Raw genomic sequence first — 617 nt, 5'->3', positions numbered from 1 at the left:
TCCTCGAAGACCTTGAAGACGGCCTCCTGCGTGACCGGTTCCACCGTCGGCTCCTCGTCCAGGCCGGCATCGTAGTCGGTGACGAGTGCGATGCCCGCGAACGGTATACCGGCCTCGCGCGCCAGCGCGGCCTCGGGGTACTGCGTCATGTTCACCACGTGCCAGCCGGCCCCGCGGTACCAGGCGGATTCCGCACGGGTGGAGAACCGCGGGCCGTTGGTGACGACGACGGTGCCGCCGTCGTGCGCTGTGACGCCGGACGCCATGGCCGCATCGAGCAGGACCCGGCGGAGCTTCGGATCATAGGGTTCCGCCAGTGAGGCATGGTGCGGACCGTCGTCGAAGTGGTCGTAGAAGGTGTCCGACCGGCCGGACGTGCGGTCGACGAACTGGTCCACGACGACGAAGTCACCCGGCTTGATCTCCGCACGCAGCGATCCGGCCGCGAACGGGGAGATCAGCGCCCGGACGCCCAGCTGCCGCATCGCGTCGACGTTGGCCCGGTAGTTCACCCGGTGCGGCGGGTAGCGATGATCAGGCCCGTGCCGCGGCAGGAAAGCCACCCCCGCCGAACGCCCCGAGTGACCAGGGCTCTCGCTGGGCCGGCTCAGCCGCCC

Annotated in this window: 1 protein-coding gene; it reads right to left on the bottom strand. The window is 70.2% G+C overall.

Annotated elements, in window-relative coordinates; translation table 11 throughout:
- The coding region (locus ELR45_RS23060; protein ID WP_205857091.1) for an MTAP family purine nucleoside phosphorylase at positions 1–563 on the bottom strand (563 nt) is incomplete at its 3' end.
- Between the last annotated feature and the right edge of the window lie 54 nt (positions 564–617).

Source organism: Phytoactinopolyspora endophytica, assembly GCF_004138495.1.
In the GTDB taxonomy this organism is placed as follows: Bacteria; Actinomycetota; Actinomycetes; order Jiangellales; family Jiangellaceae; genus Phytoactinopolyspora; species Phytoactinopolyspora endophytica.
Note: the sequence above shows the minus strand (reverse complement) of the source record. Positions and strands in the feature narration are given on the sequence as shown.